General features: G+C 64.0%; 24 protein-coding genes and 1 riboswitch. Of the genes, 17 read left to right on the top strand and 7 right to left on the bottom strand.

The genetic code is table 11. From position 1 onward, the window contains the following. Positions 1-32: 32 nt before the first annotated feature. From tsaD to KIH45_RS05090, 6 genes are read left to right on the top strand one after another with little or no spacing between them, the layout of a single operon-like run. Entirely contained in the window at positions 33-1,097 is a 1,065-nt protein-coding gene (tsaD, locus tag KIH45_RS05115) for a tRNA (adenosine(37)-N6)-threonylcarbamoyltransferase complex transferase subunit TsaD (protein WP_213174933.1), read from the top strand. Further along, the gene (locus KIH45_RS05110) at positions 1,094-2,113 is read left to right on the top strand and encodes an NAD(P)H-dependent glycerol-3-phosphate dehydrogenase (RefSeq protein ID WP_213174932.1); all 1,020 of its coding nucleotides are present in this window, start codon (positions 1,094-1,096) and stop codon (positions 2,111-2,113) included. Before tsaD ends, KIH45_RS05110 begins: the two co-directional genes overlap by 4 nt. Further along, a complete protein-coding gene (locus tag KIH45_RS05105) occupies positions 2,110-3,663 on the top strand; it encodes a lipopolysaccharide biosynthesis protein (RefSeq protein WP_213174931.1) in 1,554 nt (517 codons plus the stop codon). The genes KIH45_RS05110 and KIH45_RS05105 overlap by 4 nt, the downstream gene beginning before the upstream one ends. Positions 3,664-3,683: 20 nt before the next feature. Continuing rightward, complete coding sequence (locus KIH45_RS05100; protein WP_213174930.1) at positions 3,684-4,442, top strand: OmpA family protein; 759 nt, start codon at positions 3,684-3,686, stop codon at positions 4,440-4,442. 9 nt (positions 4,443-4,451) lie between these two features. Next, positions 4,452-4,607: a hypothetical protein gene (locus KIH45_RS05095; protein WP_213174929.1), complete on the top strand. Its 156-nt coding sequence runs from the start codon at positions 4,452-4,454 to the stop codon at positions 4,605-4,607. 1 nt (position 4,608) lies between these two features. Continuing rightward, positions 4,609-5,247: a hypothetical protein gene (locus tag KIH45_RS05090; protein WP_213174928.1), complete on the top strand. Its 639-nt coding sequence runs from the start codon at positions 4,609-4,611 to the stop codon at positions 5,245-5,247. A gap of 6 nt (positions 5,248-5,253) precedes the next feature. On the opposite strand, the gene KIH45_RS05085 is transcribed toward KIH45_RS05090, so the two are convergent. The 3 genes from KIH45_RS05085 to uvrB all read right to left on the bottom strand — a co-directional run bounded on the left by KIH45_RS05085 (position 5,254) and on the right by uvrB (position 9,635). Then, positions 5,254-5,811, bottom strand: a complete 558-nt coding sequence (locus KIH45_RS05085; RefSeq protein WP_213174927.1) for a hypothetical protein — start codon at positions 5,809-5,811, stop codon at positions 5,254-5,256. 70 nt (positions 5,812-5,881) lie between these two features. Continuing rightward, complete coding sequence (locus KIH45_RS05080) at positions 5,882-7,408, bottom strand: S10 family peptidase (protein WP_213174926.1); 1,527 nt, start codon at positions 7,406-7,408, stop codon at positions 5,882-5,884. A gap of 40 nt (positions 7,409-7,448) precedes the next feature. Beyond that, complete coding sequence (gene uvrB, locus KIH45_RS05075) at positions 7,449-9,635, bottom strand: excinuclease ABC subunit UvrB (RefSeq protein WP_213174925.1); 2,187 nt, start codon at positions 9,633-9,635, stop codon at positions 7,449-7,451. A 258-nt stretch (positions 9,636-9,893) separates the two neighbouring features. Between uvrB and KIH45_RS05070 the strand changes: the two genes are divergently transcribed. The 8 genes from KIH45_RS05070 to KIH45_RS05035 all read left to right on the top strand — a co-directional run bounded on the left by KIH45_RS05070 (position 9,894) and on the right by KIH45_RS05035 (position 17,075). Continuing rightward, complete coding sequence (locus KIH45_RS05070) at positions 9,894-10,484, top strand: DnaJ domain-containing protein (RefSeq protein WP_213174924.1); 591 nt, start codon at positions 9,894-9,896, stop codon at positions 10,482-10,484. A 117-nt stretch (positions 10,485-10,601) separates the two neighbouring features. Beyond that, on the top strand, positions 10,602-11,192 hold the full coding sequence (locus KIH45_RS05065; protein WP_213174923.1) for a DUF3617 domain-containing protein: 591 nt from the start codon (positions 10,602-10,604) through the stop codon (positions 11,190-11,192). 134 nt (positions 11,193-11,326) lie between these two features. Then, positions 11,327-12,259: an alpha/beta hydrolase family protein gene (locus tag KIH45_RS05060; protein ID WP_213174922.1), complete on the top strand. Its 933-nt coding sequence runs from the start codon at positions 11,327-11,329 to the stop codon at positions 12,257-12,259. After that, positions 12,256-13,686 carry a circularly permuted type 2 ATP-grasp protein gene (locus KIH45_RS05055; protein WP_213174921.1) on the top strand — a complete coding sequence of 477 codons (1,431 nt, stop codon included), beginning with the start codon at positions 12,256-12,258 and terminating at the stop codon, positions 13,684-13,686. The genes KIH45_RS05060 and KIH45_RS05055 overlap by 4 nt, the downstream gene beginning before the upstream one ends. A 5-nt stretch (positions 13,687-13,691) precedes the next feature. Then, positions 13,692-14,636: an alpha-E domain-containing protein gene (locus KIH45_RS05050; RefSeq protein ID WP_213174920.1), complete on the top strand. Its 945-nt coding sequence runs from the start codon at positions 13,692-13,694 to the stop codon at positions 14,634-14,636. Between the two features lie 12 nt (positions 14,637-14,648). Beyond that, positions 14,649-15,461, top strand: coding sequence for a transglutaminase family protein (locus KIH45_RS05045; protein WP_213174919.1), 813 nt, complete (start codon positions 14,649-14,651; stop codon positions 15,459-15,461). Between the two features lie 85 nt (positions 15,462-15,546). Further along, a complete protein-coding gene (locus tag KIH45_RS05040; protein WP_213174918.1) occupies positions 15,547-16,305 on the top strand; it encodes a proteasome-type protease in 759 nt (252 codons plus the stop codon). Between the two features lie 152 nt (positions 16,306-16,457). Then, the gene (locus KIH45_RS05035; RefSeq protein ID WP_213174917.1) at positions 16,458-17,075 is read left to right on the top strand and encodes a response regulator transcription factor; all 618 of its coding nucleotides are present in this window, start codon (positions 16,458-16,460) and stop codon (positions 17,073-17,075) included. An 81-nt stretch (positions 17,076-17,156) separates the two neighbouring features. On the opposite strand, the gene KIH45_RS05030 is transcribed toward KIH45_RS05035, so the two are convergent. Beyond that, positions 17,157-17,729: a TMEM165/GDT1 family protein gene (locus KIH45_RS05030; RefSeq protein WP_213174916.1), complete on the bottom strand. Its 573-nt coding sequence runs from the start codon at positions 17,727-17,729 to the stop codon at positions 17,157-17,159. A gap of 4 nt (positions 17,730-17,733) precedes the next feature. After that, positions 17,734-17,922, bottom strand: a riboswitch (yybP-ykoY riboswitch). A 34-nt stretch (positions 17,923-17,956) separates the two neighbouring features. Next, a complete protein-coding gene (locus tag KIH45_RS05025; RefSeq protein ID WP_213174915.1) occupies positions 17,957-18,661 on the bottom strand; it encodes an extensin-like domain-containing protein in 705 nt (234 codons plus the stop codon). A 196-nt stretch (positions 18,662-18,857) separates the two neighbouring features. Between KIH45_RS05025 and KIH45_RS05020 the strand changes: the two genes are divergently transcribed. The 3 genes from KIH45_RS05020 to KIH45_RS05010 all read left to right on the top strand — a co-directional run bounded on the left by KIH45_RS05020 (position 18,858) and on the right by KIH45_RS05010 (position 22,830). After that, complete coding sequence (locus KIH45_RS05020) at positions 18,858-19,979, top strand: phosphoserine transaminase (RefSeq protein WP_213174914.1); 1,122 nt, start codon at positions 18,858-18,860, stop codon at positions 19,977-19,979. A gap of 72 nt (positions 19,980-20,051) precedes the next feature. Continuing rightward, positions 20,052-21,635: a phosphoglycerate dehydrogenase gene (gene serA / locus KIH45_RS05015; RefSeq protein WP_213174913.1), complete on the top strand. Its 1,584-nt coding sequence runs from the start codon at positions 20,052-20,054 to the stop codon at positions 21,633-21,635. A 73-nt stretch (positions 21,636-21,708) separates the two neighbouring features. Beyond that, positions 21,709-22,830, top strand: coding sequence for an ATP phosphoribosyltransferase regulatory subunit (locus KIH45_RS05010; protein WP_213174912.1), 1,122 nt, complete (start codon positions 21,709-21,711; stop codon positions 22,828-22,830). Positions 22,831-22,894: 64 nt separating this feature from the next. Here KIH45_RS05010 and KIH45_RS05005 read toward each other — a convergent pair whose 3' ends face one another. Next, positions 22,895-23,734: an aldo/keto reductase gene (locus KIH45_RS05005; RefSeq protein WP_213174911.1), complete on the bottom strand. Its 840-nt coding sequence runs from the start codon at positions 23,732-23,734 to the stop codon at positions 22,895-22,897. A 142-nt stretch (positions 23,735-23,876) separates the two neighbouring features. Next, on the bottom strand, positions 23,877-24,773 hold the full coding sequence (locus tag KIH45_RS05000) for an alpha/beta hydrolase (RefSeq protein WP_213174910.1): 897 nt from the start codon (positions 24,771-24,773) through the stop codon (positions 23,877-23,879). Positions 24,774-24,840 lie beyond the last annotated feature (67 nt).

The following is a 24,840-nucleotide window of genomic DNA, read 5'->3' as shown; positions in this document are numbered from 1 at the left end:
CAGGGAAACCCGCCATGAGTGCCACAAATCCCATGGTTTCACAGTTTTCGCGTCCGCTCGTCCTCGGTATCGAGTCGAGCTGCGACGAAAGCGCGGCTGCGGTCGTGGCCGCCGATGGCACAATCGTTGCGCAGGCCATCGCCTCGCAGGACGAAGCGCACCGCCCATTCGGCGGCGTCGTGCCCGAAATCGCGGCCCGCGCGCATGTCGAAGTGCTGGGCCCGATGGTGGAACAGGTGCTGGCCGAGGCGGACATGGAACTGGCCGATCTGGACGGGATTGCCGCCACGGCAGGGCCGGGCCTGATCGGCGGGGTCATGGTCGGTCTCGTCACCGGCAAGGCGCTGGCCATGGCGGGCGACAGGCCGCTGATCGCGATCAATCACCTCGAAGGCCATGCGCTGAGCCCGCGTCTTGCCGATCGCGAGTTGTCCTTCCCCTATCTGCTGCTGCTGGCGAGCGGCGGGCACTGCCAGATCCTGGAAGTGCGCGGCGTCGGCGAATACCGGCGGCTTGCGACGACGATCGACGACGCGCTGGGCGAGGCGTTCGACAAGACCGCCAAGATCCTCGGCCTCGGCTATCCGGGCGGCCCTGCGGTTGAGCGGCTGGCGGCAGATGGCGACCCGAAAGCCGTGCCGCTGCCGCGTCCGCTGAAAGGTTCGCCCGAACCACATTTCTCGTTCGCGGGACTGAAAAGCGCGGTGCTGCGCGCATTTGAAAGCGGCCAGTACGAAAAGGCCGACATCGCCGCCAGTTTCCAGCAGGCCGCGCTCGATTGCGTGATCGACCGCACGACCCGCGCTCTGGCCAATGCGGGCGAAGTCGGTTCGCTGGTCGTTGCCGGCGGGGTCGCGGCGAACAAGTCGCTTCGTGCTGCGCTTGAAGGACTTGCTGCGGAAAACGGCCTCGGCTTCGTTGCACCGCCGATGAAGCTTTGTACCGATAATGCCGCAATGATCGCATGGGCAGGGCAGGAACGGCTGGCCGCAGGGCTGGTGGCCGAAGGCGGCGATCCGCTGGACGTCGCGGCGCGGCCGCGCTGGCCGCTCGACCCCGATGCAGAACCCGCACGCGGAGCAGGAGTGAAAGCATGAGCAAGATATCGACCGTCGGCGTGATCGGCGCTGGCGCATGGGGCACCGCCCTTGCGCAGATGCTGGCCAGCGACGGACGCGATGTCCTGATCTGGGCGTTCGAGGAAGACGTCGTCTCCGGTATCAACGACGAACACCGCAACGCGACTTACCTGCCCAGCGCGCACTTGTCCGAAAAGGTCCGCGCCAGCAGCGATCTTGCCGATTTCGCCGATCTCGACGTGCTGCTTGCCGTCACACCGGCCCAGCATCTTGGCCGCGTCATGTCGGGCCTTCCGGAATTTTCGGGTGATCTCGTGCTGTGCTGCAAGGGGATCGAGAAGGGCACGAACCGCCTGATGGCCGAAGTCGCTCGCGATGCCTGCCCCAACGCCACGCTTGCCGTGCTGTCCGGCCCGACGTTCGCGCACGAAGTTGCCGCGGGCCTGCCGACTGCCATTACGCTCGCCTGTGAAGGCGGGGAAGAGCAGTGGGAGCGACTGTCCGAAGCCGTCGCCCGTACCGAATTCCGCCCCTATTATTCGGACGACATTGTCGGGGCAGAGATCGGCGGATCGGTGAAGAACGTCCTCGCCATTGCTTGCGGCGTGGTCGACGGGATGGAGCTTGGCCAGAACGCCCGCGCCTCGCTGATCGCGCGCGGATTTGCCGAGATGCTACGCTTCGGTCTTGCCCGCGGCGCGCAGGCCGAAACGCTTTCGGGCCTTTGCGGGTTGGGCGACCTAGTGCTGACCTGTTCCTCGACTTCCAGCCGCAACTTCTCGCTCGGCACCGCGCTGGGGCAGGGTGAAGACCCGGTCGGCCTGATGGCCAATCGCCGCACCGTGGCCGAAGGCGCGCATACTGCGCCCGTGCTTCAGGGCATTGCGCAGGACATGGGCATCGAAATGCCGATCACCGGCGCAGTCTGCGCGCTGCTGGAAGGCAAGGTGACTGCCTCGCAAATGGTCGATGCGCTGCTGGCGCGCCCGCTCAAGCAGGAAGTGCCTGACGAGATTGCGGAGCAGCCCCGGTGACAAACCCCGCGCCGCCCGCATCGGGTGGCCAGCCCGCGCCGGATAATTCCGGACAGCCGGGACAGGACCTTGCGGCTCTTGCCAAGGGGGGCAGGACCAACTTCCTCGGCTTCCTGCTGCGCCTTGCCGCGCGCCTGCCGTTCCTGTTCATCGCGGGCCGCCTTTACGGCGCGGACCAGCTGGGCCGCTTTGCCTCGGCGCTGATCGTCATCGAGATCGCGGGCCAGATCGCGACGCTGGGCCTCAAGCGCGGGCTTGCCAAGGAACTGCATAACGAGAAGCGGGACGAGACCCACGTCATCACCGACGGGTTGCTGCTTTCGCTGATCACCAGCTCGCTGTTCGCCGCAGTCCTGTTCGTGTTCCCCGCGCCGATGTTCCCCAACGGCACGAACAGCCAGTGGGATTTCTACCTTCCCATCGCGATCGTAATGCTGGCGCAAACCGAAGTGATGCTGGCCGCGCTCGCCTATCGCTACAACATTGCCGCCACTGTGCGCAGCCGTTCGATCGTGGAGCCTTGGTCGCTCTCGATCATGGCGGGCGTGTTCTACCTTATTCCCGCGACGCGCGAGGGCGGGCTGGCGCTGTCATACCTGTTCTCGGTCATCGCGGCGATGCTGACGGCGCTTATCCCGCTGCTGCGCAGTTACGGCTGGCCGCACGGGTGGAAGCCGCACCTGATCCACCTTGCCGCGATTGCGCGTGACAATTTCCCGCTCGCGCTGGCCGACGCGATCGAGTGGGGCACCCGCCGCCTCGACATCGCGATCCTGGGCATTTTCGTCAGCCCGGCGACAGTCGGCATCTATTACGTCGCGGTACAGGTGGCGAGCCTGCCGCAGAAGCTGAAGACCAGTTTCGAGCCGATCCTCGGCCCCGTCATCGTGCGCAAGCTGAAGGAAAAGGACTATGCCGCGATCGCCCGGCAGGTCTGTCAGGCGGGCTTCTGGATCATCGCCGCGCAGACCGGCATCGGGCTGGCGCTGGGCATTCCGGGTGAGGGCGTTCTGGGCCTGGTCGGGCCGCAGTTCATCTATGGCAACGGCGCGCTGGCCTTCCTGCTGGCCGCGGAAGTCGTCGCATCGACCGCGGTCGTTTCCGAAGCGGCGCTGATCTATCTTGCAAGGCTCAAGAACCTCGCGATCTCGTTTGCGACGATCACGTTGCAGGGGCTGCTGACGGTCGGCGTGATCTTCACGATCAAGGAACTGGGGTTCAGCGAACTGTTCCAGGCAGCAGGCGCCTCGCTCTCGCTGTGCCTCGCGCTTGCCTTTGCCAGCTTCACCAAGTCGCGCGTGCTGGCGGGTATCTTGGGTGAGCGGATCAACAACTTCCGCTGGCCGCTGGTCTGGGCGGTTGCACCCGCGGTGGTCGTCGGGTTTGCCTTCACGTTCCTGCCCGAATGGATGGAACTGGCCATCGGCATCCCCGCCATCCTCGCCACTTACGGCTACGTCATCTGGAAGCGCGGTTTCGGCGAAGAGGACCGCGTTCTCTTCCGTCAGGCGGGCAAGAAGGACGCAGGCACTCTTCCGCCAGCCGGTTAGCTTCGCTATCGACCTGACGCATGAACGCAATTCTCTCGCTCCCCTCGTGGCTCAAGGTGCTGATCGGCGCGGCCTGCGTCGTGGTTGTCGCGCTGATCGGGTCCGACATGACGAGCGAGAATACGATTGCCCGGCTGGAGACACAGGCTGAGGCCGCGATCGAACGTGAAGGCGGTAGCGGTATCGTCGCCGATTTCCGCACCGATCAGGGCTGGCCGACGAGGCACCCGGAATTGAGCGGTGGGGACACGCTCGACGATGACACCCGTGGCCGTGTCGCCCGCGCGATTGCCGCGATACGGGGCGTGGGCGGCGTCCACTGGGCAAAGGGCGACCGCATGCCGGCAGAGACCGAGGATGTCGTCGAACCCGGCCCCTACCACTGCCAGCGCGATGTCGAGGCACTGCTATCCGTTCGCGTCATCCGCTTTGCGCAGAGCAGCGCGAAGATCGAGGAAAGCAGCGAACTCCTGCTCGACGAAGTGGCAGAGGCGCTTAAGCCCTGCCGCGGCTCAATCATCGCGGTTGCCGGCCATTCCGATTCCGTGGGCGATGCGCAAGTGAACCTGCGGCTCAGCCGCGAACGCGCCGATGCCGTGCGCGATGCGCTGGTCGAACGCGGTCTGCCGCGCGCCTCGCTACGGGCCGAAGGCTATGGTTCGGCTCGTCCTGTCGAAGGGCTTGATCCCACCGATCCGGCCAATCGCCGTATCGAGTTCTCGGTCATCTCGATCATGCCGCAAGTGCCGACGCCGGTCGACACGCCGGACGCAGGGTAGGAGGCAGACATGCCGCTGTGGATCGAATTGCTCGTCGCGCTGCTGATCGTCTATGGCGCGGTCCTGTCGCTGGCGATGCTGTGGTTTTCGCGCAGGGTGAGGTTCCGCAACCTCGTCAGAATGCGCGCCGCTCGCCGGGCGGAAAGATTAGAAGAGGAAAGCTGAAATGGTGGAACTGATCCAGGCGAACTGGGTGGCCTTCGCGATCGTCGCGATCCTGGCCGTTATCATCGCGCTGTGGCTGCTCGCCCGCCCGAAAAAGGAACGCGTGCGCAGCCACCGTCCCGACGTGCTGGACGAAGGCGTGGGCCCTGCCAAGCGCAACCAGGCGCTGATCGATTCCGCGCCCGCCGCCTCTGCCGTCACGCACGAACACGAACCGCCCGCCACGCCCGAGGGGCTGGCAGGGGTTGGCACGGCCGTGGCCGCTGCCGCGCTTGAGCATGACGAGGAAATGCACGCTGCCGCTGCCAAGGCGGAGGAAGACCACATGCCCGACACGGCGCGCGATGCGCAGGCCGTGGCCGCCGCGGTCAAGATCGATGCCGCCGATCATCCCGGCGAAGGTCTGGACGATCTTTCACGCATCAAGGGGCTGGGGCCGAAGCTGGTCGCCATGCTGGGCGACATGGGTATTTCGCGCTTCGACCAGATCGCGGCGTGGAGCGACGACGACGTTCAGAAAATCGACGAGCAGCTGGGCCGCTTCAAGGGTCGCATCAATCGCGATGACTGGCGCACGCAGGCCAAGTTCCTGGCCGAGGACGATACCGCCGGTTACGAGGAAAAGTTCGGCAAGCTGTAACGCGCGTCAGGCGGTCTCGTCGGTATCGACCGCCGCGCCCTTGATCGTCGCGTCGGCTTCCGGCTTGCAGCCGGTGATGACCGACGAGGCGATCGAGCTTGCGGGAGAGATCACTTTGCCGCCGCCTGCGACCGTGGCGTAAAAGGGCCCGCCGGTCACTGCGATCCAGAGCGGATCGTCGCTGCGCAGGCTGCCGTGCCAAGCCGCGCCGTCGTTCTCGACCTTGAGCCGCAGGATCCCGCGATAGCCGACGAAGGCGAACAGCGCCTTGGCCCCGTCGTCCGACGCGACGTTGCGCGTCACGTCGACCATACCGTCGTTGCAGACCATCTCGATCAGCGGCTTCTTGTCCGGCTCGCCATAGATCGCGCCCGACTTCGTTTCGCGCCATGTCGCGTCAGGCGGATCGATCTTGCCGGGCATGGCCTCGGTGATCTTGCGCTCGATCTCCAGTTCCGCCTCGTCATGATGCGGCAGGGCGAACTTGGTCACCGGCTCGTTCGGCGTCGCCTCCGGTTCGGAGTTCGAAGAACAGGCACTTGCGGCAAGGACGATGGCCGCCATCGCGGCGGTTCGGGAAAGCGACCGGATCATGGCGTGATGCGCTAACACCGCCCCGCGCGCGGTGGTAGTCCTATCGCGCCTTTATGAACGCCCGTACGTCGCGAGAAAGCTTCGCCCTGTCCTCGTCGCGCAGGTACATCATGTGGCCCGCGTCATAGTATTCCCAGACGATGCGGTCCTGCGGAAAGCCGGGTCGGTTCATCGAATATTCCGCCCCGAAGAAGGGCGTTGCGAAATCGTACCAGCCCTGTCCGACGAAAACGCGCATCTGCGAATTTTCGCGCATCGCTTTCGCCAGCTTCGGCGCGACGTTGAGGTAGGGTGCGACACTGCCTTCGCCCTCGGGTCGCCAGTCCCACGTATTGACCCCGCCCAGCGGCACGTAGTTGCGTTCAGTGTCAAAGCCGAGCGACCGGCGCAGCCAGTCGTTCGCGGCTGTCGTATAGGCCCCGTCGATGCCGTAGCCCGACGGATCGTTGTCGGGCGTTTCGCCCGCGTCGTCAAAATCCTCGCCGAGATAGCGGGAATCGAACCGGCCCACGACCTGACCGCGATCACGCAGCAGTTCCTTGTAGAACCGGCCCGGCGTGACGCGCAGGTTCGCACGTTCGATATATTCCTCGGACAGCCCCGTCAGGCGCGACATCTCTGCCCGGATTTTCGCTCGTTCGTCGGCGGGCAGATCCTGCCCCTTGAGAAGCGCGGTCATGTAGGGGCCAAGCGCCCACTGGCGCGCCTCTTCGGCAACGTCTGCGGGCGATCCGGCACTGCGCTTGCCGTGATAGGCTGCAGTCACTGCCATCGAGGGAATGTACATCGGGTAGGTCAGCTCGTTCCCGTCCTCGCCGCCGCCCCAGACGGTCGGGAAATCGAGGATGGTCGAGATCAGGATCACGCCGTTCAGCGCAACATCGTTCCAACCGCCTTCCAGTTCGGATGCAACGAGGGCCGAGCGGGTCGTGCCGTAGCTTTCGCCGCCCAGATACTTTGGGCTGTTCCAGCGGCCATTTTCGGTCAGCCACTTGCGAATGACGTCGGCAACGGACTTCGCGTCCTGCTGCATGCCCCAGTATTCCTTACCCTCGGTCTCGCCGATGGTGTGCGAGAAACCGGTGCCGACGGGGTCGATGAAGACCAGGTCGCTGACGTCGAGCAGCGAATCCGGATTGTCGACGATGGGGAAGGGCGGCGCACCGTCGTCAGTGGCATCGGACGGCGTGTCGACGCGCTTGGGCCCGAATGCCCCCATCTGCAGCCAGAGTGAGGCCGAACCCGGCCCGCCGTTAAACAGGAAGGTCACGGGGCGATTGCGGTCATTGCCCTTGGCGACATAGCTGGTGGTGACGATCGCGGCCTTGGGCGTGCCGTCTTCGGCCTTCAGGACGGTTTCGGCAACGCGCGCGGTATAGTCGATCCGCTGGCCCCCGAAGGTCCCCGAAAGCTGCCGTTCCGACGATAGCGGCGTATAATCGGTGACAGGCTTTGCGGCCGTTTCACCGTCCTTGTCGGCGGCGGAAATGGTGGCAGGGGCGGCAAGGATGCCGAGGGCCAGGGCCAGTGCGGGCGCGGTGCAAACCGGTTTCAGACGAAATCGCATGGCGCCGATATGCCAAGCTCTTCACGGCCCGGCAACCGGCTTAACGCTTCCACTTCTTCTGCACTTTGCCATAGCGCGTCTTGCGCGTCCCCGGCTTGCCCTCGTTGCTGCGTCCGACAATCGGAGCTTTCTTCTCGCCATCGGGCAGGCCGAGTTCCTCGTTCTCCAGCCTTCGGATCTCGTCGCGCAGCCGTCCCGCTTCCTCGAACTCGAGGTCGGCGGCAGCCGCGCGCATGCGGGCTTCGAGGTCCTCGATATAGGCGCGCAGGTTATGTCCGACGAGGTTGTTACGCTCGTCATCGCCGGTGTCGACGGTGACGCCGTCCTTGCTGGCGGTGTCGGCGACGATGTCGTGGATGTTGCGCTTGATCGTCTGCGGCGTGATGCCGTGTTCGAGGTTGTATTCCTCCTGCTTGGCGCGGCGGCGGTCGGTTTCGGCGATCGCCCGCTCCATCGAACCGGTCATGCGATCGGCGTAGAGGATGACCCGCCCGTCGACGTTGCGCGCGGCGCGGCCGATGGTCTGGATCAGCGACGTTTCGCTGCGCAGAAAGCCTTCCTTGTCGGCATCGAGAATGCAGACCAGCCCACATTCGGGAATGTCGAGCCCTTCGCGCAGCAGGTTGATGCCGACCAGCACGTCATAGACGCCAAGCCGCAGGTCGCGGATCAGCTCGATACGCTCCAGCGTTTCGACGTCGGAGTGCATGTAGCGTACGCGAACGCCCGCCTCGTGCATGAATTCGGTCAGGTCCTCGGCCATGCGCTTGGTCAGCGTGGTGACGAGAGTGCGATAACCCTTGGCTGCGGTGGCCTTGCATTCGTTGATGCAGTCCTGGACCTGGTCCTCGACCGGCTTGATCTCGACCGGCGGGTCGATCAGGCCGGTGGGGCGGATGACCTGTTCGGCAAAGACGCCGCCGGTCTGCTCCATCTCCCACCCGCCGGGGGTGGCGGACACGGCGATGGTCTGCGGGCGCATCGCGTCCCATTCGTTGAAGCGCAGCGGGCGGTTGTCGATACAGCTGGGCAGGCGGAACCCGTATTCGGCCAGCGTCAGCTTGCGCCGATGGTCGCCCCGCGCCATCGCGCCGATCTGCGGCACCGTCTGGTGGCTTTCGTCGACGAACAACAGGGCATTGTCGGGCAGGTATTCGAACAGGGTCGGCGGCGGCTCACCCGGAAGACGGCCGGTCAGGAAGCGCGAATAGTTCTCGATCCCTGCGCAGCTGCCGGTGGCGGCGATCATCTCGAGATCGAAGTTGGTGCGCTGTTCCAGCCGCTGGTGTTCCAGCAGCTTGCCCTCGGCCTCGAGCTCCTTCAGCCGCTCCGACAGTTCGAACCGGATTGCCTCGCTCGCCTGTTTCATCGTCGGGCCGGGCGTCACGTAGTGCGAATTGGCGTAGATACGCACCTTGTCGAGCGAGGCGCCCTTCTTGCCGGTCAGCGGGTCGAACTCGCTGATCTCCTCGATCTCGTCACCGAAGAACGAGATGCGCCAGGCCATGTCTTCATAGTGCGAGGGGAAGATTTCGAGACTGTCGCCGCGCACGCGGAAATTGCCGCGGGCGAACGCAGCATCGTTGCGCTTGTACTGGAGCGCGACGAGCTTTCTGATGATCTCGCGCTGGTCGGCGGTCTCGTCCTTCTTGATGTCGAAGATCATGGCCGAATAGGTCTCGACCGAGCCGATACCGTAGAGGCACGAGACCGAGGCGACGATGATGACGTCGTCGCGTTCGAGCAAGGCGCGCGTGGCCGAGTGGCGCATCCGGTCGATCGCCTCGTTTACCGAGCTTTCCTTCTCGATATAGGTGTCGGACCGCGGGACATATGCCTCGGGCTGGTAATAATCGTAGTAGGATACGAAATATTCGACCGCGTTATTCGGAAAGAAGCTCTTGAATTCGCCATAGAGCTGCGCGGCGAGGATCTTGTTCGGCGCGAGGATGAGCGCGGGGCGCTGCATCTCCTCGATCACCTTGGCCATCGTGAACGTCTTGCCCGAACCGGTGACGCCAAGCAGGACCTGCGTCTTCTCGTCCTCCTTCGCCGCCTCGACCAGTTCGGCGATCGCGGTCGGCTGGTCGCCGGCGGGCTGGTAGTCGGAAACAAGCTCGAAGCGCTTGCCCGGCATGGATTTTTCGGGGCGCTGCGGTTTGTGGGGGACGAAGCCTTCTGAAGTATCCGGCTCTTCAAGGCCGCGACGGATCACGAGTTCTGCCATGAGCGCGAATATGGGAACGGGTAGGGCCAGATGCAATCGCGGGCAGGCGCGGCGCGTGCACGGTTGCAAGGCGTTGGCACGAACTTGCCCACACCTTCGGGAAATCCGCGCCGGGCGCTTTGACAAACGGCCTTAACAAAGTGACAATTACTGTGCGTTAGGCGTGACGCTTCCCGTTGTGGTTGACGGGGCTGGTGGGGCAGCGCATCCGTCGATTTTTCGCCAATCGTCGATGGGTGCCAAGGGGGTTTTCAGGCCATGGAGAATGGGCACCAATACACGGATTACTACAAGGTCCTGAAAGTAAATCCCGATTGCGACGCAAGAATACTTGAACTTGCGTACCACTACTTTGCCAAGATGTATCATCCGGACAATGCGGCCACCGCCGATCCGGACCGCTTTGCCGAAACGATCGAGGCATATGGCGTCCTGCGCGATCCCGAAAAGCGCGCTGCCTATGACCGCACCTACAACCGCGGTGCGGGCCCTGCCTACGAATTCCCGCAAAGCGATGAGCTTGCCATCGACGAGAAGTCGGCGCTTTCCGATGCGGAGACGCACGCCAAGATCCTGTCGTTCCTATACAAGCGCCGCCGCGAACATGCCTCCGATGCAGGTGTGATCGGCTGGCTGCTGCAGGAAATGCTCGGCTGTTCCGAGGACCACTTCGAGTTTCACGTCTGGTACCTCAAGAACAAGGGCTTCATCGAGGTGACCGAACAGGGCACGATCGCGGTGACCATCGCGGGCGTCGACCACGTGATCTCGATGTCGCGGTCGCGTGAAGCGGAAACGCTGATGATCCAGCAGAAGCCGATCGTTTCACCGGGGCCGGGACACCTGTAGATCCGGCGCTTCGGGCGCTCGCACCGGCGCGGGCCCCTCCAACGACTGTTGCAATCGCGGGGCCGTGGTCTAGCGTGCCCACCGTCAACGACTGTCCAGTCCTTCGGAGAGAACCAAATGCATATCCGCCCCGCATCGAGGCTTGCTGTCCTGTGCCTTGCGCCGTTTGCGCTGGCTGCCTGCGGTTCGGATGAACCCGCAGAGCAGGCAGACGAAACCGTTGCGGAAGAAGCGATGGTCGCGCCCGAGGGCATGAGCGAGGACGAGATCGCCGCCGAGATGAAGAAGGCGATCCTTCCCAAGCCCGGCCAGTACACTTCGACCGCCGAACTGGTGGAGCTTGAAATTCCGGGCGTTCCCGCCGCCCAGGCGCAGCAGATGAAGGACATGATGCGTGCATCGCTGTCGCGCACGACCAGCCGCTGCCTGACGCCGGACGAGGCGGAGAAAGGCTTCGAGGAACTGGCCAAGGCGCAGCAGGAAGGCTGCACGGTCGACAGTTTCAAGGTCGATGGCGGCAAGTTCGCCGGCAAGATGATTTGTGACAATCCCGACGCCAGCGGCACGATGACGATGAGCGGCACCGGCACCGAAACCAGTTCGGAAATGGACATGGCGATGGACATGACATCGGCGAACCTGCCGGGCGGACGCATGGCCATGAAGATGCACGTGACCAGCAAGCGCACGGGGGAGTGCCCAAGCTGATTGGGATTGGCTGATCGGGAAAAGCGGAAACTACTGCCAATCCGGCGCGTTGGGAGAACAGGGCGGCAATTTCGCAACTGCAATTCAATCGTTTTGCACCTGCGAAGGCTTTTGCTAAGACTGACGGGATGACCATGGCGACCACGCAAGACAGCAAGGTTTCGAAACGCGGCGTTAGCGCCGTGGTCGAAGCTCGGCTGCCTGATGCGGAGGGTACTTCATCAGTCGCTTCGGAAAAGGCGAAGGGGCCGAAAAAGCCGGGCCGGGGGTTCAGCCTCCTGCTTGCCGAATTTCGCCGCCGTCATTCGCTGGCCTCGCGCCCGCAGCCCGATGGCGTGTCGACGCCGCCTTCGCGCCTGCTGATTTCCGAATTCGCCTCGCTCGCCTTTCCGCACCTCTATTCCGCGATCCATGGCAAGCCACAGATTGCCCAAGTATCGAACCCGCGCTCGGTCATGTTGCTGCCCGGCTTTGGATCGCACCCGTGGCGTATGGCCGCGATGCGCGACGCGCTGAACAAGGCTGGGCACTCGGTAACCGACTGGGGGCTTGGCTGGAATCTCGGGGCGAGCGAAGACCGGTTTGACCGGCTCCTTTCCCGTATCGAACGCGTGTCCCGCGCCGAGGGGCGCAAGATCACGCTGGTGGGATGGAGCCTTGGCGGCGTCTTCGCGCGTGAAGTGGCGAAGCAGCTTCCCGACCATGTCGAAATGGTCGTGACGATGGGTTCGCCCTTTTCCGGCGACATGCACGGCAACAACGCATGGCGCATCTATCACTGGCTGGTCGGCCACCCGGTCGACGAACCGCCGGTGGGTGAGGATTTCGCGGCCAAGCCTGCCGTCCCGACCGTCGCCTTGTGGAGCGCGCAGGACGGCATCGTCCATCGCCACTGCGCCTGCGGCCGCCCGGGCGAACGCGATCTCGCGATGCATGTTCGCTGCACGCACATGGGTTTTGCATGGCACCCCGCCGCGATCGAGGCGGTGGCAAGCGTACTGGCCGACCCGCCCTGCGATCTCGACAATCCCGACATTCCCGAAACACAACAAACGGACCCGGCATGAGCGCACATAGCCCCGACAATTTCGACGAGATGATCGACGCCGAAGGAGGGGTACGCGCTGCCTACGAAGGATACCGGGACTGGTACGACGAACAGGACCCGCAAGGTCTGAAGCGCAAGCACCAGGAAGCCGAGGCGTTCTTTCGCAAAACCGGCATCACCTTCAACGTCTATGGTCAGGACGATGCCGAGGAACGGCTGATCCCCTTCGATCCGGTGCCGCGCATCGTCACCGCGCAAGAATGGCGCCGCCTGTCACGCGGGATCGAACAGCGGGTGAGGGCGCTCAACGCTTTCTTGCACGATCTTTACCACCGGCAGGAAATCATCAAGGCGGGCCGCGTGCCTGAATGGCTGCTGCGCGGCAATCCGGCATACCTTCCGCACATGAGCGGGTTCACCCCGCCCGGTGGCGTTTACACCCACATCACCGGCATCGACCTCGTGCGCACCGGCCCCAACGACTTCCACGTGCTGGAAGACAATGCCCGCACGCCCAGCGGCGTTTCCTACATGTTGGAAAACCGCGAAACGATGATGGCGATGTTCCCCGAACTGTTCACGCGGGTGAAGGTCGCGCCTGTGTCGAACTATCCGCGCCGCCTTGCACGCAGCCTTGCCGCCTGCGCGCCGCCGGCCTGCGAAGGTCGCCCCGTCGTCGCGGTGCTGACGCCCGGCATCTACAATTCGGCATATTACGAACACGCCTTTCTCGCCGACCAGATGGGCGCCGAACTGGTGGAGGCATCGGATCTTCGCGTGATCGGCGGGCGCGTGCAGATGCGCACGACCCGCGGTTTCAAGCCTGTCGACGTGCTCTATCGCCGTGTCGACGACGACTTCCTCGATCCGCTGACCTTCCGCGCCGATTCCATGCTGGGCGTCCCCGGCATCATGGACGTCTATCGCGCCGGCGGCATCACGATCGCCAATGCGCCGGGCACCGGCATCGCCGACGACAAGGCGCTCTATTCCTTCATGCCCGAAATCGTCGAGTTCTATACCGGCGAGAAGCCGCTGCTTCCCAATGTCGAGACTTATCGCTGCATGGAGGAGGATGCGCTCAAGTACGTCCTCGACAACATTGCCGATCTTGTCGTCAAGGAAGTGCACGGTTCGGGCGGCTACGGCATGCTGATCGGGCCGACTTCGTCGAAGCGTGAAATCGCAAAGTTCACCGAGAAGCTGAAGGCCAATCCGCACAATTACATCGCGCAGCCCACGCTCTCGCTCTCGACCGTTCCGATCCTGACCAAGAAAGGTCTCGCCCCGCGCCATGTCGACTTGCGTCCCTTCGTGCTGATGAGCCCCAACGGTATCGAAATTACCCCCGGCGGCCTCACCCGCGTCGCGCTGAAACGCGGCAGCCTGGTGGTGAATTCCAGCCAGGGCGGCGGTACGAAAGACAGCTGGGTGCTGGAGGAGTAAGGACGATGCTCGGACGCTCAGCCAACGCCGTCTTCTGGATGTTCCGCTATCTCGAGCGGGCGGAGAACCTTGCCCGCCTGCTCGACACCGGCTTCCGCATGGCGCTCACCCGCGATCACCTTACCGCCGAAGAGGAATGGCGCTCGGTCATCGAAACCGCGGGGATGCGCGATTCCTACCAGGAACAGCACGGCACTTACGCCGGGATCCAGGTGTGGAACCACATCCTGCGCGACCGCGACAATCCGAACTCGATCCGCTCGCTGATCGGCGCGGTGCGCAGCAATGCGCGCTCGGCCCGCAACGTCATCACCAGCGAGCTTTGGGAAGCGGTGAACGAGAGCTATCTCCAGCTCAACGACCTGCTGGCCCGCCCCGTCAACCAGTCCGGCCTTGCCGACGCGATCAATACCGTGAAGCGGGAATCGACGCTGGTGCGCGGCGCGATGGACGGGTCGATGCTGCGCAACGACATTTACAACTTCGCACGCATCGGCAGCTTCATCGAACGTGCAGACAACACCGCCCGCATTCTCGACGTAAAGTACTACGTCCTGCTGCCTTCGCTGTCCTACGTGGGGTCCAGCCTCGACAACGTGCAGTGGGAGACGATCCTGCGCTCGCTGGGGGCGGAACGGGCCTATCGCTGGCTGAATGCAGGCCAGCTGGACGCGCGCGGCATTGCCGATTTCCTGATCCTCGACGGGCGTTTTCCGCGCTCGCTCTCGTTCTGCTATTCGAAGATCAGGTCCAACCTGCACAGCCTCGCGCTGCAATATGGCGAGGAAGTCCACGCGCACGAGGTCATGCGCAATGCCGACCTCAAGCTGCAGGACAAGGACATCGACCTTGTCATCGACATGGGCCTTCACGAGTTTCTGAGCGACTTCATCGCCTGCAACAACGACATCGCCCGCGCCGTCGAAACCGACTACCGCTTTACCGACTGACCGGAGCTGCCCATGCGCATCGCAATCACCCATCGCACCCGGTACGATTTCGAAGAGCCGGTCGTCCACGCGCTGCAACGCCTGCGCCTCACGCCCAAGAGCACGAGCGGGCAGTCCGTCATCGAATGGCAGATGGACATGGAAGGCGCGCACCGCGAGCTGGAGTACGAGGACCACAACTGCAACACGACCACCCTGGTCTGCGTCGAACCCGGCATCCAGCAAGTGAAGATCGAATGCCGCGGACTTGTCGACACGGACGACAATTCCGGCATCATCGGCCGCCATGCAGGTCACTTGCCGATCTGGCACTTCGCAGGCCAGTCGAAGATGACGAAGCCCGGCTCTGCCATGAAGGCGATCGTGTCCGGCATGGCCGACAGCGACGACCGGCTGGGCATGCTGCACGAACTGTCGGCCAAGGTGCTGGATACCGTGCGTTACGAAACCGGCCGCACCACTAGCGAGACGACGGCAGAGGAAGCGGCAGAGGCCGGGCACGGCGTTTGCCAGGACCACGCGCATATCTTCATCGGCTGCGCGCGCCATCTCGGCATTCCTGCGCGCTATGTCTCGGGCTACCTGATGATGGAAGACCGCGTCATGCAGGAAGCAGGGCACGCTTGGGCCGAAGCGTTCATCAAGGACCTGGGTTGGGTCGGTTTCGACATCTCCAACGGGATCAGCCCCGATGCCCGCTATGTCCGCGTCGCGACCGGCAAGGACTATTCCGAAGCCGCGCCGATTACCGGCATCAGCTTCGGTGGGACGAGCGACCGGATGAGCGTCGAACTCGAAGTTTCGCAGCAGACAGTGGAACAATAGGGCGCATTTGCGCTAAGCGGGCTGGATTCGCGGTGCGGCAACTGGACTGCCCACCGCCCGGACTTGCCATGAAAGGGCGACATTCGTGACCTATTGCGTCGGCATGATGCTGGACAAGGGGCTGGTGCTGATGAGCGACACCCGCACCAATTCGGGCGTCGACAACATCTCCGTGTTCCGCAAGATGCATAGCTGGTCCGTTCCGGGCGAGCGGGTGATCGCGGTGATGACGGCGGGCAACCTCGCCACGACGCAGGCGGTTATCAGCCTGCTGGAAGAACGCACCAAGGCGCCGGAAGACCGCGAACCCTCGATCCTGCGCGCACCCACGATGTTCCGCGTCGCCTCGATGATCGGCGACCTTCTGTCCGAAACGATCCGCAAGCGGCAGGAATCGAACGACCACATGTCGGGCGGGCCCAAGTTCACCGCATCGATCATCGTGGCGGGCCAGATCGCGGGGATGGAGCCGCGCCTGTTCCTGATCTACCCCGAAGGCAACTTCATTGAAGCTTCGATGGACACGCCCTTCTTCCAGATCGGTGAGACGAAATATGGCCGCCCGATCATCATCCGTGCCTACAACCGCGACATGGATTTCGAAGACGCGGTGAAGCTGCTGATGGTGTCGATGGATTCGACGCTGGCGGCGAACCTGTCGGTCGGCATGCCGCTTGACCTCATGGTGATAGAGCGGGACAATTTCGATCCGCTGCACGAACGCCGCATCCATGCCAGCGATCCGTTCTTCCAGTCGATCTCGACGGGGTGGAGCGAGGCACTACGCACCGCGTTCCATTCGCTGCCGTCCTATTCCCTGGACGAAATCGACGATCCGGAGTGAGGAAAAGGTAAAGGGCTTCGTGCCCTTGGTCCGAAACGGCGGCTTTTCGATGAGAGTTTTCCGCTGTTTCAGGTGGTTAACGCAATCATTCCCTCCGTTTCGGAATCGTCCTTAATGGCGCTTACGCAGTTTTCCGGGGCATCGTCCCGGACATGGAAAAGCGCAGCATCATTCACATCGTCGACGTCGATCCGCGCAACCGGGCGCAATTCGCCCGTGCCGTGTTCGAAATGGGGCACCACGCCGAAGTCTATGACGATGCCTTCGAACTGACATCGCACATGCCGCGTCAGGGCATCGTCCTTGCGCATGACGATCCGGAAGCGGGCGGGATCGCGGGTCTGGTGGATGCCATGGCCGAACGCGGGGCCTGGCTGCCGGTCATCGCCATGGCCAATCGCCCCTGTATCGACCACGTGGTCGCCGCCATGCGCGCGGGTGCGTTCGATTACCTGTCGAAACCGCTGCACCCCCCGGCACTGGAACTGGCGATCGAACGCGTCTCTCGCGAGGCGGCGACACAGGCGGAATATCGCAAACGGTCGCTCGACGCGCGTACGCGGATTTCGATGCTGTCGAACCGCGAACGCGAAGTGCTCGACCGGCTGGCGCAGGGCTGTTCGAACAAGGCGATTGCCCGCGAACTCGATATCAGCCCGCGCACCGTGGAAATCCACCGCGGCAACATGATGGAAAAGCTTGGCGCACGCCACGCGGCAGAGGCTGTTCGCCTGCGCCTCGAAGCATCGATGGGCGACTGGTTGCACTGATACTGCAGAAGGTCCGGTTGGGACCTGGTGGGGGCCCGCCGCGACAATGTGTCCTTGTCGCGGCGGGCAAACCCTGTTTGCTCAGCCCAGCAGACCCGCCGTTTCCGCCGCCAGCCACAGGCCGACCACGACGAACAGCAGCGCCGCCGCAATCCGGATCTTCGCCAGCGGCAGCCGGTTCGCCAGCCTGTCACCCAGCCACAGGACCGGAGCATTGGCCAGCATCATGCCGATCGTCGTCCCGATGGTGACCATGACCGCGTCGGAGAAGCGCGCACCCAGCGCGATCGTCGCGACCTGCGTCTTGTCGCCGATTTCGACAAGGAAGAATGCGACCAGCGTGGTCAGGAAAGCCCCGCCGCGGGACTTAGGCTTGTCGTCTTCTTCGAACTTGTCGGGGATCAGCGTCCACAGTCCCATGACGACAAACCCCGCCGCGACGAGATAGCGGAACAGCTCGCCATCGAACCATGCGGCTGCCTGCGCGCCGATCAGCGCGGCAAGGAAATGGTTGGCCAATGTCGCCAGCAGGATGCCAAAGGCGATGGGCAATGGCTGGCGATACCTGGCCGCCAGCAACATGGCGAGCAGCATCGTTTTGTCGCCGATCTCGGCCAGCGCGACGACGGCGGTGGAGGTGAAGAGGGCTTCCATGCAAAAATTCTCCGGGCCGGGCATTCGCAGCAGACATGAGCAACACCGCACCCCCGCCCGGCCGGACAGGAGGTTCGGTGTCACGCAGTCTCGCCGGAATTAAATCCCCACGCGCCGGAGCCTCTCGGCCCAGTATGTCGACGGCGGGCCTGCGCTACATGGCGCAGGTGGCTACTCCCCGGATGACGTGGGCGAGGTAGGGCAATCGGCCGCCAGTGGCAAGCCGGTCAGCGGCAGAAGCTGCCTTCGCCCAGTTCGAGGTGGAAGTGATCTTCGTGCGCGGCGTTGTATTCGGGGCCGAGGACGGTGCCGAACCGCTTGCAGGCGCTGGCCTGGACAACGCGGAGGAAGCGGCGTTCCATCTCGGTCCCGCCGTCCCAGTCGTCCTTCACCGTGATGCGGCGGCCATCTGCCAACACGAAGCCCGACACGTCGAGCGCGTTGGCGTTCGAATGGGCCGACCGGCGTGACGATCCGGCGACGTTGCGACAGTTGTACGATCCGAAAGTCTCGATCCGCACGATCCCGCTGCCCAGCATCTGACGCGCGGCGCGGTCCACACCATAGCGAGCCCATGATGCCACAGTCTGCGACAGCGGGCAGGCGATCCGCTTGGCGTTCGTAACTTCAAAGCGGCTGCTGTCGCCGGCAAGGTGGAACAGCGTAACCGCATTGGTGCTGGAACAGCCGCCACCTGTCAGCAAGTCATCCAGCGGCACGAAGTCCGCGCCCTGTTCGGCCAGTTCGCGTCGGCACATCCGCGCCTCTGCCGTCGTGACGGGGCGCGCGATGGGCGCGCTGGTCGTCGTGCGCTGCGGGGCAGGGCGGTCCGATGCGCAGGCCGCGAGCATCAGTGCAAACACCGGAACCGCCACGGCGGTGCTGCGGCGCGGCAGGCGGAGGAACGGGCGGCGTCGGATTCGGTTCGACATATATGCACTCTACGGGTCCATGCCGCCGCCGCCAAATGGCTTGGCGTACATATCCCTTCACGAAATCGTCCAATCTTTTTCGAAAGTTGCGTGAATGGGCCCAAAGATCGATTGACACCGCGCGCGCCATCTTTAGAGCGGCCGACGGGCCACGCGGTCCCAACGCCGCGCGTGCTCTCTGCAAGGAGAGTCTTAAATGACTGATACAAAGCCGACGCTGCCGGAGCGTCCCTACTTCTCGTCCGGTCCCTGCGCCAAGCCCCCGGTTTGGACTCCCGAAAAACTCGACACCGCATCGCTTGGGCGCTCGCATCGCTCCAAGATCGGCAAGGCACGCCTGCAGTACTGCATCGACCTGATGCGCGAACTGCTGGAGCTGCCCGAAACGCACCGCATCGGCATCGTGCCGGGTTCGGATACCGGCGCGTTCGAAATGGCGATGTGGACGATGCTGGGCGCGCGCCCGGTGACGACGCTGGCGTGGGAAAGCTTCGGTTCGGGCTGGGTCACGGATGCCGTGAAGCAGCTCAAGGTCGACCCGACCGTGATGGAAGCGCCCTATGGCGAAATCCCCGACCTCTCGCAGGTCGACTGGTCGAACGACGTTCTCTTTACCTGGAACGGCACGACTTCGGGCGCCCGCGTTCCGAACGCCGACTGGATCGCCGACGACCGCGAAGGCCTCTCCTTCGCCGACGCGACCAGTGCGGTCTTCGCGCAGAAGATCGACTGGACCAAGATCGATGTCGCCACCTTCTCCTGGCAGAAGGTTTTGGGCGGTGAAGGTGCGCACGGCGTGCTCATCCTCGGCCCCCGCGCCGTCGAACGCCTGGAAAGCTACACCCCTGCGTGGCCGCTGCCGAAGGTCTTCCGCCTTACGAAGGGTGGCAAGCTGATCGGGGGCGTCTTCAAGGGCGAGACGATCAACACCCCGTCTATGCTGGCGGTCGAGGACGCGATCCTCGCGCTGGAATGGGGCAAGGGCCTTGGCGGTGCAGATGCAATGCGCGCCCGTGCCGATGCCAATGCCGCCGCACTGAATAGAATCGTGGAAGAGCGTGAGTGGCTGGGCCATCTCGTTGCCGATGCCTCGATCCGTTCGAACACCTCGGTCTGCCTGACCGTTGCGGGCGCGGACACGGACTTCATCAAGAAGTTCGCCAAGCTGCTCGAGGACGAAGGCGCTGCCTACGACGTTGCGGGTTACCGCGATGCCCCGGCGGGCCTGCGTATCTGGTGCGGCGCGACCGTGAACACGGCGGACATCGAGGCTCTCGGCCCGTGGCTCGACTGGGCATATTCCCAGCTTTCGGCCTGATCCTGTTCTGACCGGCGGGACTCCGTTCCCGCCGGATCACCCTGCAAATTTCCAAGATTGAAGGAGGCTACCATGAGCAAGCCCCGCGTTCTTATTTCCGACAAGATGGACCCCAACGCCGCGCGTATCTTCGAAGAGAACGGCTGCGACGTCGACGTCATCACCGGCGAGACCCCCGAACAGCTGATCGCCCGCATCGGCGACTATGACGGCCTTGCCATCCGCTCGTCCACGAAGGTGACGAAGGAAGTGCTCGACGCCGCGACCAACCTCAAGGTCATCGGCCGCGCCGGTATCGGCGTCGACAACGTCGATATCCCCTACGCTTCGTCCAAGGGCGTTGTCGTAATGAACACGCCGTTCGGCAACTCGATCACGACGGCCGAACACGCGATCGCGATGATGATGGCGCTCGCTCGCCAGATCCCGGCCGCGAACACGCGCACGCAGGCGGGTGAGTGGCCGAAGAACGACTTCATGGGCGTCGAAGTCACGGGCAAGACGCTCGGCCTCATCGGCGCAGGTAACATCGGTTCGATCGTCGCCAGCCGCGCACAGGGCCTGAAGATGAAGGTCATCGCCTTCGATCCGTTCCTGTCGGCCGAACGCGCCGTCGAAATGGGTGTCGAAAAGGTCGAACTGGACGGCCTGCTGTCGCGCGCCGACTTCATCACGCTGCACACCCCGCTGACGGCAGAGACGAAGAACATCCTTTCGAAGGAAAATCTCGCCAAGACGAAGAAGGGCGTCCGCATCGTCAACTGTGCACGCGGCGGGCTGATCGACGAGGCTGCGCTGCGCGAGATGCTGGAAAGCGGCCACGTTGCCGGCGCTGCTCTCGACGTGTTCGAAAAGGAACCGGCCAAGGACAACGTCCTGTTCGGCGCGCCGAACTTCATCTGCACCCCGCACCTTGGCGCTTCGACGACCGAGGCACAGGTCAACGTCGCGCTGCAGGTGGCGGAACAGCTTTCCGACTACCTCGTCAACGGCGGCGTCACCAACGCGCTCAACATGCCGTCGCTGTCGGCAGAGGAAGCCCCCAAGCTCAAGCCCTACATGGCGCTCGCCGAAAAGCTCGGCAGCCTTGTCGGCCAGCTGGCGCACGGCAATCTCAAGCGTATCGGCATCGAGGTCGAAGGCCATGCCGCAACGCTCAACATCAAGCCGATCACCGGCGCGGTGCTTGCAGGCCTGATGCGCCGCTATTCGGACACCGTGAACATGGTCAACGCGCCGTTCCTCGCCAAGGAACGCGGCATGGAAGTTCGCGAAATCCGCAACGAGCGTGAAGGCGCCTACAGCACGCTGATCCGGATCAAGGTCGATACCGATGCGGGTGAACGCACCGTTGCCGGCACGCTGTTCGGCAAGAGCCAGCCGCGTCTTGTCGACATCTTCGGCATCGGCATCGAAGCCGATCTCGATGGCAACATGCTCTACATCGTGAACGAGGACGCACCGGGCTTCATCGGCCGCATCGGCTCGCTTCTGGGCGAAGCGGGCATCAACATCGGCACGTTCCACCTTGGCCGCCGCGAAACCGGCGGTGAGGCGGTGCTGCTGCTCTCGGTCGACCAGGAAATCCCGCAGGAAGTCCTGAAGGCCGCGTGCGATTGCCCGGGCGTGAAGACCGTGAAGGCCCTGACCTTCTAATCACAACCCTTCTGACCCAATCAAGGGGAGGGGCGCTTGCCTCTCCCCCGATTGCCATCTAGGCGAAGCCGCGATGTTCGAAGAGGCCGATCCCGACCTGCTGCCCGAGGGGCTGTCAGACCGCCTGCCGCCGCTGGCGGCCGAAGCCATGCGCGTGACCCGCGCGATGAACGATGTTCTGGCAGGCCATGGCTTCGATCCGGTCCAGCCACCGATGGTGGAATTCGAACGCTCTCTCGCCAGCCGCATGGCAGGCACGAAGCGCAACCGCATGGTCCGCTTCGTCGATCCCGCCTCGCTGCGCACACTGGCGCTGCGGTCGGACATGACCGTGCAGGTCGGCCGGATTGCCGCCACCAGCCTTAAGGACGCGGCCCGACCGCTGCGCCTGTCCTACGCGGGGCAAGTGCTGTTCCTGAAGGGCAACGGGCTGGAGCCTGAACGCGAACGCCTGCAGGTGGGCGCGGAAATCATCGGCAACGACACCGTCGCCGCCGCCGCCGAATCGGTCGCACTGGCGATCGAGGCGCTGAAGGCCGCAGGTGCGCGCGACATCTCGGTCGACTTCACGCTGCCAGATCTTGTCGACACGCTGGCTACCAGCAGCCTGCCGCTGCCCGAAACTGCCGTTCCTGCCGTGCGCCGCGAACTGGATGCCAAGGATGCCGGTTCGCTCGTCGCCGCAGGGGGCGAGGCTTACCTGCCGCTGCTCTACGCAACCGGCCCCTTCGACAGCGCCATCGAAAAACTGGCCGCACTCGACGCGGGCGATGCCGTTGCCTCGCGTATCGAAGGCCTGAAAGAGATCGCAGCCCGCATCGACGGTGCCGCGCGTCTGACGCTGGACCCGACCGAGCGTCATGGTTTCGAATACCAGTCGTGGTTCGGCTTCACGATCTATGCCGCCGGCGTGCGCGGCGCGCTGGGGCGTGGCGGTACTTATCGCATCACCAGCGAAGGCGGCCACGACGAAGTTGCGACCGGTTTTTCGCTCTATCCCGATCCGCTCATCGCGCGCGGCGCGGGCAGCGCGAAGATCGAACGCCTGTTCCTGCCGCTGGGCCATGACCGCGACGCGGCACTGCGCTTGCGCACGATCGGCTGGCAGACCGTTGCTGCGCTTGAGGCATCGGACGATGCCAAGGCGCTGGGTTGCACCCACGTTCTCGACGGCAAGGAGCCGCGCGCTCTTTGAAGCGCCATATCTTTGTCACAAGAAAAAAGGGGCCGCTGAAACGGCCCCTTTTTCGTGTCTGGTATCAGGCGTCGTTGCCGTGGACCATCGGGTCCGGGCCAAGCCTGCCCTCGGGATGATCGAGCGCGTCGATCCTGGCCATGTGGTCGCGGTTCAGGACCACGCGCATGGCATCGAGATTGTCGCTCATCCGCTCGGGATTTTCGGTCTTCGGGATCGGCGCAAGGCCATGCTGAAGGTGCCAGCGCAAGATGACCGAAGCGACGGGCACGTCCAACTCCTCGGCAATCTCGACCAAAACCGGATGACGCAGAAGCTGTCCGGCGCCCAGCGGGCTCCACGACTGGGTTATGATGCCCTTGTCGCGGTTGTAGGCGCGCACTTCGCGCTGCTGCCACATCGGGTGCACCTGGATCTGGTTCACGGCCGGAGTGACACCGGTTTCCTTGATCAGGCGATCAAGATGTTCGGGCATGAAGTTTGCGACGCCGATCGATTTAACGCGGCCATCTTCGCGAAGCTCGATCAGGGCCTTCCACGTATCGACGAAGAGGTCCTTGCCCGGCGCGGGCCAGTGAATGAGAAGGAGATCGACCTCGTCACGCCCCATGCGGGCCAGCGCTTCGCGGAAGGCGGCCTTGGCCTCGGCGTGACCGTGACGGTCGTTCCAGATCTTGGTCGTCAGGAAAACATCGTGCCGCGAACCGACGCCTTTGCCGACGCCCTCCTCGTTGTCATAGATCGACGCGGTGTCGACGAGGCGGTAGCCCCGCTTGATCGCTTCGGCGACCTTGTCTTCGGCCTGGTCGTTGTCGATACCGTAAGTGCCGAAACCGAATTGCGGCATCTCGCGACCGTCGTTGAGGATTGCAGTGGGAAAAGCTGTCTGAACTGGCTGAGGCATCAAGACTCCAATGGATCGTGGATAGGTGGCGCAGGGGCGATTGCCGCCTGAAACGCCGGGTTCGCCTCTCTAGCTGGCCCTCGATCCTTGAATTTCAACCGTTTCGCCGCCTTCGGGGCCAAGATCGGCCCGATGGCGACGATCAGCGCGCCTTTCCAACCGTAGCGGCCAGCCACTCGTCGACCGGCACGGTAGCGGGGGAATCGCTGCGTCCCAGCATGGCGTTGATGAGGTTGTGCCCCTCCATCCCGCGGCCCGGAAAGGCCATGACTTGCGCGTCTGTGCCCTCGGCGTTGAGGTCTTCGCCAAGGATCTCTGCCTGCCGCTTCGCATCGGCGCGTTCGACGTGGAGGAGGAGGAACCGTCGCGCGTTTTCTCCCGCCGCGTGATAGGTCGGGGAAAGCTGGTCCTGACGCGCGAGGCGGCTGCCGAACGCGATCTGGTAGGCAAAGCCCAGAAGCGGCCCCGCATCGCGGATCTGCACCGGAACGTCGTAGGCCGCACCATCGAGCAAGACGACGCCCGCGATGTCGCCGGGGCGCATGTCGACGCCGTCCAGCCACTGCGGATCGGTCGCCACCAGCGCCGCGAGGTGCGCGCCCGCGCTATGCCCCATCAGCACGATGCGCCGCTTGTCGACGCCCAGGTCTGCCGAACTGTCGCGAAGCCGCGCGATGGCGGCGGCAACGTCGCGGGCCTGGTCCTCGATATCGACTTCGGGCAGCAGGCGGTAATTGATGCTGGCCAGCGCATAGCCGTTTTGGGTGTAGTGCCGGATCTTTGCCGCACCGGTCGAATCGGACTTGTCGCCGCCCGCCCATGCGCCACCGTGGACGAAGACGATCAGCGGGCGGGGCCCCGAGAAATCCTTTGACGCGGGATAGAAATCCATCGCCTGCAAGGGGTGGGAGCCATAGTCGATGACTTCGCCCGGTATCGTCGTTGCAGTGGCCGCAGCAGCGGGTTTTGCCGGGATCGAGGTGGCAAGCGGGGCGGCGACAAGCGCGCCGAGGGCGAGGGTAAGGGCAGCGATACGCATGGCGCTCTCGATAGAATGGCAAAGCTTTACCGCTCCCGAACGAAACGATCATGCGCTTGCCGCTTGA

The organism is Croceicoccus gelatinilyticus, assembly GCF_018398395.1.
Lineage (GTDB): Bacteria > Pseudomonadota > Alphaproteobacteria > Sphingomonadales > Sphingomonadaceae > Croceicoccus > Croceicoccus gelatinilyticus.
Note: the sequence above shows the minus strand (reverse complement) of the source record. Positions and strands in the feature narration are given on the sequence as shown.

Excerpts from the sequence above, each read along its gene's own strand:
- tsaD (WP_213174933.1), top strand. The coding sequence starts at position 33 with ATGGTTTCACAGTTTTCGCGTCCGCTCGTCCTCGGTATCGAGTCGAGC.
- KIH45_RS05110 (WP_213174932.1), top strand. The coding sequence starts at position 1,094 with ATGAGCAAGATATCGACCGTCGGCGTGATCGGCGCTGGCGCATGGGGC.
- KIH45_RS05100 (WP_213174930.1), top strand. The coding sequence starts at position 3,684 with ATGAACGCAATTCTCTCGCTCCCCTCGTGGCTCAAGGTGCTGATCGGC.
- KIH45_RS05095 (WP_213174929.1), top strand. The coding sequence starts at position 4,452 with ATGCCGCTGTGGATCGAATTGCTCGTCGCGCTGCTGATCGTCTATGGC.
- KIH45_RS05090 (WP_213174928.1), top strand. The coding sequence starts at position 4,609 with ATGGTGGAACTGATCCAGGCGAACTGGGTGGCCTTCGCGATCGTCGCG.
- KIH45_RS05085 (WP_213174927.1), bottom strand. The coding sequence starts at position 5,811 with ATGGCGGCCATCGTCCTTGCCGCAAGTGCCTGTTCTTCGAACTCCGAA.
- KIH45_RS05080 (WP_213174926.1), bottom strand. The coding sequence starts at position 7,408 with ATGCGATTTCGTCTGAAACCGGTTTGCACCGCGCCCGCACTGGCCCTG.
- uvrB (WP_213174925.1), bottom strand. The coding sequence starts at position 9,635 with ATGGCAGAACTCGTGATCCGTCGCGGCCTTGAAGAGCCGGATACTTCA.
- KIH45_RS05070 (WP_213174924.1), top strand. The coding sequence starts at position 9,894 with ATGGAGAATGGGCACCAATACACGGATTACTACAAGGTCCTGAAAGTA.
- KIH45_RS05065 (WP_213174923.1), top strand. The coding sequence starts at position 10,602 with ATGCATATCCGCCCCGCATCGAGGCTTGCTGTCCTGTGCCTTGCGCCG.
- KIH45_RS05060 (WP_213174922.1), top strand. The coding sequence starts at position 11,327 with ATGGCGACCACGCAAGACAGCAAGGTTTCGAAACGCGGCGTTAGCGCC.
- KIH45_RS05055 (WP_213174921.1), top strand. The coding sequence starts at position 12,256 with ATGAGCGCACATAGCCCCGACAATTTCGACGAGATGATCGACGCCGAA.
- KIH45_RS05050 (WP_213174920.1), top strand. The coding sequence starts at position 13,692 with ATGCTCGGACGCTCAGCCAACGCCGTCTTCTGGATGTTCCGCTATCTC.
- KIH45_RS05045 (WP_213174919.1), top strand. The coding sequence starts at position 14,649 with ATGCGCATCGCAATCACCCATCGCACCCGGTACGATTTCGAAGAGCCG.
- KIH45_RS05035 (WP_213174917.1), top strand. The coding sequence starts at position 16,458 with ATGGAAAAGCGCAGCATCATTCACATCGTCGACGTCGATCCGCGCAAC.
- KIH45_RS05030 (WP_213174916.1), bottom strand. The coding sequence starts at position 17,729 with ATGGAAGCCCTCTTCACCTCCACCGCCGTCGTCGCGCTGGCCGAGATC.
- KIH45_RS05025 (WP_213174915.1), bottom strand. The coding sequence starts at position 18,661 with ATGTCGAACCGAATCCGACGCCGCCCGTTCCTCCGCCTGCCGCGCCGC.
- KIH45_RS05020 (WP_213174914.1), top strand. The coding sequence starts at position 18,858 with ATGACTGATACAAAGCCGACGCTGCCGGAGCGTCCCTACTTCTCGTCC.
- serA (WP_213174913.1), top strand. The coding sequence starts at position 20,052 with ATGAGCAAGCCCCGCGTTCTTATTTCCGACAAGATGGACCCCAACGCC.
- KIH45_RS05010 (WP_213174912.1), top strand. The coding sequence starts at position 21,709 with ATGTTCGAAGAGGCCGATCCCGACCTGCTGCCCGAGGGGCTGTCAGAC.
- KIH45_RS05005 (WP_213174911.1), bottom strand. The coding sequence starts at position 23,734 with ATGCCTCAGCCAGTTCAGACAGCTTTTCCCACTGCAATCCTCAACGAC.
- KIH45_RS05000 (WP_213174910.1), bottom strand. The coding sequence starts at position 24,773 with ATGCGTATCGCTGCCCTTACCCTCGCCCTCGGCGCGCTTGTCGCCGCC.